Annotated in this window: 4 protein-coding genes; 3 read left to right on the top strand and 1 reads right to left on the bottom strand. The window is 68.3% G+C overall.

Annotated features, from left to right (window positions below; genetic code table 11):
- Positions 1-26 precede the first annotated feature (26 nt).
- A complete protein-coding gene (locus ACFCV8_RS35510; RefSeq protein WP_376689677.1) occupies positions 27-1,241 on the bottom strand; it encodes an NADP-dependent malic enzyme in 1,215 nt (404 codons plus the stop codon).
- Between the two features lie 521 nt (positions 1,242-1,762).
- On the opposite strand from ACFCV8_RS35510, the gene ACFCV8_RS35505 reads away from it, so the two are divergent.
- The 3 genes from ACFCV8_RS35505 to ACFCV8_RS35495 are packed head-to-tail and all read left to right on the top strand — an operon-like array spanning position 1,763 to position 4,457.
- A complete protein-coding gene (locus ACFCV8_RS35505) occupies positions 1,763-2,710 on the top strand; it encodes an ABC transporter substrate-binding protein (RefSeq protein ID WP_376689676.1) in 948 nt (315 codons plus the stop codon).
- A gap of 29 nt (positions 2,711-2,739) precedes the next feature.
- Complete coding sequence (locus ACFCV8_RS35500; protein WP_376689675.1) at positions 2,740-3,696, top strand: amino acid ABC transporter permease; 957 nt, start codon at positions 2,740-2,742, stop codon at positions 3,694-3,696.
- Positions 3,693-4,457 carry an amino acid ABC transporter ATP-binding protein gene (locus ACFCV8_RS35495; protein ID WP_376689674.1) on the top strand — a complete coding sequence of 255 codons (765 nt, stop codon included), beginning with the start codon at positions 3,693-3,695 and terminating at the stop codon, positions 4,455-4,457. The genes ACFCV8_RS35500 and ACFCV8_RS35495 overlap by 4 nt, the downstream gene beginning before the upstream one ends.
- Positions 4,458-4,494 lie beyond the last annotated feature (37 nt).

The raw sequence follows: 4,494 nt of genomic DNA, 5'->3' as shown, positions 1-4,494 counted from the left end.
GGCGGTGTGCCGCCCCGCCCCCGGGCTCAGCGCCGGGCCACGCCCTCCGCCCGAGCGGCCGCGGCCACCGCGGCCGTCACGGCCGGGGCCACCCGCTCGTCGAACGGCGACGGGATCACGTAGTCCGCCGCGAGCTCATCGCCCACGACGTCGGCCAGCGCGTTCGCCGCGGCGATCTTCATGCCCTCGGTGATCTGGGAGGCCCGGACCTGGAGGGCGCCCGCGAAGATGCCGGGGAAGGCGAGCACGTTGTTGATCTGGTTCGGGTAGTCGGACCGCCCGGTCGCCACGACGGACGCGTACTTGTGCGCGATGTCGGGGTGGACCTCGGGGTTCGGGTTGGCCATGGCGAACACGAACGCGCCGGGCGCCATCGAGGCGACGGCCGACTCGGGGACCGTACCGCCGGAGACGCCGATGAAGACGTCCGCGCCCGCCAGGGCGGTCTCCAGCGGGCCGGAGATCCCGGCCCGGTTGGTCAGCTCGGCCAGCTCGCGCTTGACCTCGGTGAGGTCCTCGCGGTCCCGGCTCACGATGCCCTTGCGGTCGGCCACGGCGACGTCGCCGAGCCCGGCGGCCAGCAGGAACTTCGCGATGGCCACTCCGGCGGCGCCCGCCCCGGAGATGACCGCGCGCAGGTCGCCGAGGCCGCGGCCGGACAGCTTCGCGGCATTGCGCAGGGCCGCGAGCGTCACGACGGCGGTGCCGTGCTGGTCGTCGTGGAAGACCGGGATGTCGAGCCGCTCCTTGAGCCTGCGCTCGATCTCGAAGCAGCGCGGCGCCGAGATGTCCTCCAGGTTCACGCCGCCGAAGGAGGGCGCGAGCCGGACGACGGTCTCGACGATCTCGTCCGCGTCGGTCGTCGCGAGCGCGATCGGCACCGCGTCCACGCCGCCGAACTGCTTGAAGAGGATCGCCTTGCCCTCCATCACGGGGAGGGAGGCCTCGGGCCCGATGTCGCCGAGGCCGAGCACCGCGGTGCCGTCCGTGACGACCGCGACGACCTGGGACTTCCAGGTGTAGTCGTGGACCAGCTCGGGGTTCTCCGCGATCGCGCTGCACACCTTGGCGACGCCGGGTGTGTACGCGAGGGAGAGGTCGTCCTTGTCGCGGACCGGAACGGTGGCCTGCACGGCCATCTTCCCGCCGCGGTGCAGGGCGAAGGCCGGATCGAACGGCTCGTCGGTGCCGCTGTTGTCGGTACTGCTGTCGCTGCGAGGATTGACGATCTCCGCTGCCATGGTGTTGACCCCTTAACTCTTCATCTTTTGAGGGTGGCCACTCCTGGTTGAGGAGGGGTGGGCGGGCACCGCGTACGCTCCCTGCCCCGGCGGTTGGCCCGCACCGGCAGGGGGAACTACATACGCGCGGGCGCGCCGCACAACGCGCCCCGAGCCCCTGATGAGGGGTGTAAAGGTCTTTCTTACCGGACAGAGCCTGTCATCGACGAGTCCGGGGCGGCTCGGTGACGTGACTCATACTCGAATATCTGGACAAGTCCGCTCGACGACGAAAGTGTCCACCAGTCAAGACGCGCCGCAGATCTTCCGGCCCGCCGATGGATTCCCCGAAGAAGGTCCGGCCCTGGATACCGGCCTTCTGGGCTACGGGGATGGCCCGTTATCCGATTTTGACATGTTCAGCGGCAAGTTTGAGCCAGTCCGAATGGCAAGATGCCCTAATCAATCAGGGGGGCGACATCGACAGCCTTGTGTCCATACCGCCTGGCACCACACCCTCACCTGCCGGAGGAATCCCGATCATGACCGCACGCACCACCTGTCGCCCGGCCGCGAAGCATCGGATCGCAGCGGTCGGTGCCATCGCGGTCGCCGGCACCATGCTGCTGACCGCCTGCGGCGACCAGACCAAGAACGGATCGCGCCCTTCCGCGTCCGACCGGGCCCCGCTCGCCCACCTGCTGCCCGCCGCGATCAAGGACAAGGGCACCCTCCGGGTCGGCTCGGACATCGCCTACCCGCCCGTCGAATTCAAGGACAAGTCCGGCAACACGGTCGGCATCGACCCCGACATCGCCGCCGCGATCGGCAAGCAGCTCGGCGTGACCCTCCAGTTCCAGAACGGCACGTTCGACACCCTGATCACCGGCCTGCGCTCCAAGCGCTACGACCTGGCCATGTCGTCCATGACCGACACCAAGGACCGCCAGCAGGGCATCGACCCCGAGACCAGGAAGAAGGTCGGCGAGGGCGTCGACTTCGTCGACTACTTCAACGCCGGCGTATCGATCTACACGCGCAAGGGCGACGACCAGGGCATCGCCTCCTGGGCCGACCTCTGCGGCAAGAAGATCGCCGTCCAGCGCAACACCGTCTCGCACGACCTGGCCAAGGCCGAGTCGAAGAAGTGCCCGGCCGGCAAGTCGATCACGATCGAGACCTTCGACAACGACCTGGAGGCCCAGACCCGGCTGCGCAGCGGTGGCGTCGACGCCGGTTCCTCCGACTTCCCGGTGGCCGCGTACGCGGTGAAGACCTCGGGCGGCGGCAAGGACTTCCAGATGGTCGGCGAGCAGGTCGACGCGGCCCCGTACGGCATCGCCGTCGCCAAGGGCAACGACCAGCTGACCCAGGCCATCCGGGCGGCCCTGGACGCGATCATCAAGAACGGCGAGTACGGCAAGATCCTCGCCAAGTGGAAGGTGGAGGACGGCGCCGTCACCGAGGCCAGGATCAACGGCGGGTCCTGACAGGACAACGGCGCAGAAAGGTTCCTCCTGTGACTGACTTCGAGAAGAAGAGAAGCGGCCCGGCCGACCCGCCGCCCGCGCGCCCCGCCCCCGCGTCCGGCCCCGAGACGATCCGGGCCATCCCGGTGCGGCACTACGGCCGGTACGTCTCGGCCGTCATCGCCATCGGCCTACTCGTCGCGATCGTCTACGCCTTCAGCCAGGGCAAGATCAACTGGAGCGCGGTCCCCGACTACTTCTTCGACGACCGCATCATGAAGGGCGTCGGCCAGACCCTGCTGCTGACCGCCCTGTCCATGGTCATCGGTGTCGTCGGCGGCATCCTGCTGGCCGTGATGCGGCTGTCGAAGAACCCGGTGACCTCGTCGATCGCCTGGTTCTACATCTGGTTCTTCCGCGGCACCCCGGTCCTGGTCCAGCTCTTCGTCTGGTTCAACCTCGGCCTGGTCTTCGAGTACATCGACCTGATGCCGATCTACAAGGACTACTGGTCGAGCTTCATGACGCCGCTGCTGACGGCGCTGCTCGGCCTGGGCCTGAACGAGGCCGCGTACATGGCCGAGATCTGCCGTGCGGGGCTGCTCTCGGTCGACGAGGGGCAGACGGAGGCCGCGCACGCGCTGGGCATGAGCCACAACAAGACGCTGCGCCGCGTCGTGGTCCCGCAGGCCATGCGGGTGATCGTGCCGCCGACCGGCAATGAAGTGATCAACATGCTCAAGACGACCTCCCTGGTGGCGGCCGTCCAGTTCTACGAGCTGTTCAAGTACGCCCAGGACATCGGGCAGGGGTCCGGGGCCCCGGTCGAGATGTACTTCCTGGCCGCGGCCTGGTACCTGATCATGACGTCGGTGCTGAGCATCGGCCAGTACTACCTGGAGCGGTACTACGCGCGCGGTTCCAGCCGCAGCCTGCCGCCCACCCCGTTCCAGAAGGTCAGGGCCAATCTGCTGTCCCTGGGCCGCCCGAAGGGAGGCATGGCATGACGACCGCCATGGTGAAGGCCGAGGGCGTCCACAAGTCCTTCGGCGCCGCGCACATTCTCAAGGGCATCGACCTGGAGGTCGCGCCGCGTGAGGTCTTCTGCCTGATCGGCCCGTCCGGTTCCGGCAAGTCGACGTTCCTGCGCTGCATCAACCACCTGGAGAAGATCAACGCCGGACGGCTGTACGTCGACGGCGAACTGGTCGGCTACCGGCAGAAGGGCGACAAGCTCTACGAGCTGAAGGACAGCGAGGTCGCGCTGAAGCGCCAGGACATCGGCATGGTGTTCCAGCGCTTCAACCTCTTCCCGCACATGACGGCGATGGAGAACGTCATGGAGGCGCCGGTCCAGGTCAAGCACGAGTCCAAGGCGGTGGCCCGGGCCCGCGCCGAGAAGCTGCTGGACCGGGTCGGCCTCGGCGACAAGGCGAAGAACTACCCCTCCCAGCTCTCCGGCGGCCAGCAGCAGCGGGTGGCGATCGCCCGCGCCCTGGCCATGGAGCCGAAGCTGATGCTCTTCGACGAGCCGACCTCGGCGCTCGACCCGGAGCTGGTGGGCGACGTCCTGGACGTCATGCGCGGGCTCGCCGAGGACGGCATGACCATGGTCGTCGTGACCCACGAGATGGGCTTCGCCCGTGAGGTGGGCGACGCGCTGGTCTTCATGGACGACGGTGTGGTGGTCGAATCGGGCCACCCGCGCGACGTCCTGACCAACCCGCAGCACGACCGGACGAAGTCGTTCCTGTCCAAGGTGCTGTAGGCGCCGGAGCGTCCGGTGCCCCCTGGGGTCAGGGGGC

The organism is Streptomyces sp. NPDC056347, from assembly GCF_042262625.1.
Lineage (GTDB): Bacteria > Actinomycetota > Actinomycetes > Streptomycetales > Streptomycetaceae > Streptomyces.
The sequence above is the reverse complement of the archived record's forward strand: the minus strand, read 5'-3'. Positions and strand labels throughout refer to the sequence as shown.

What these genes read in the sequence shown, in the direction of transcription:
- ACFCV8_RS35510 (WP_376689677.1), bottom strand. Translation starts at nt 1,241, where the DNA reads ATGGCAGCGGAGATCGTCAATCCTCGCAGCGACAGCAGTACCGACAAC.
- ACFCV8_RS35505 (WP_376689676.1), top strand. Translation starts at nt 1,763, where the DNA reads ATGACCGCACGCACCACCTGTCGCCCGGCCGCGAAGCATCGGATCGCA.
- ACFCV8_RS35495 (WP_376689674.1), top strand. Translation starts at nt 3,693, where the DNA reads ATGACGACCGCCATGGTGAAGGCCGAGGGCGTCCACAAGTCCTTCGGC.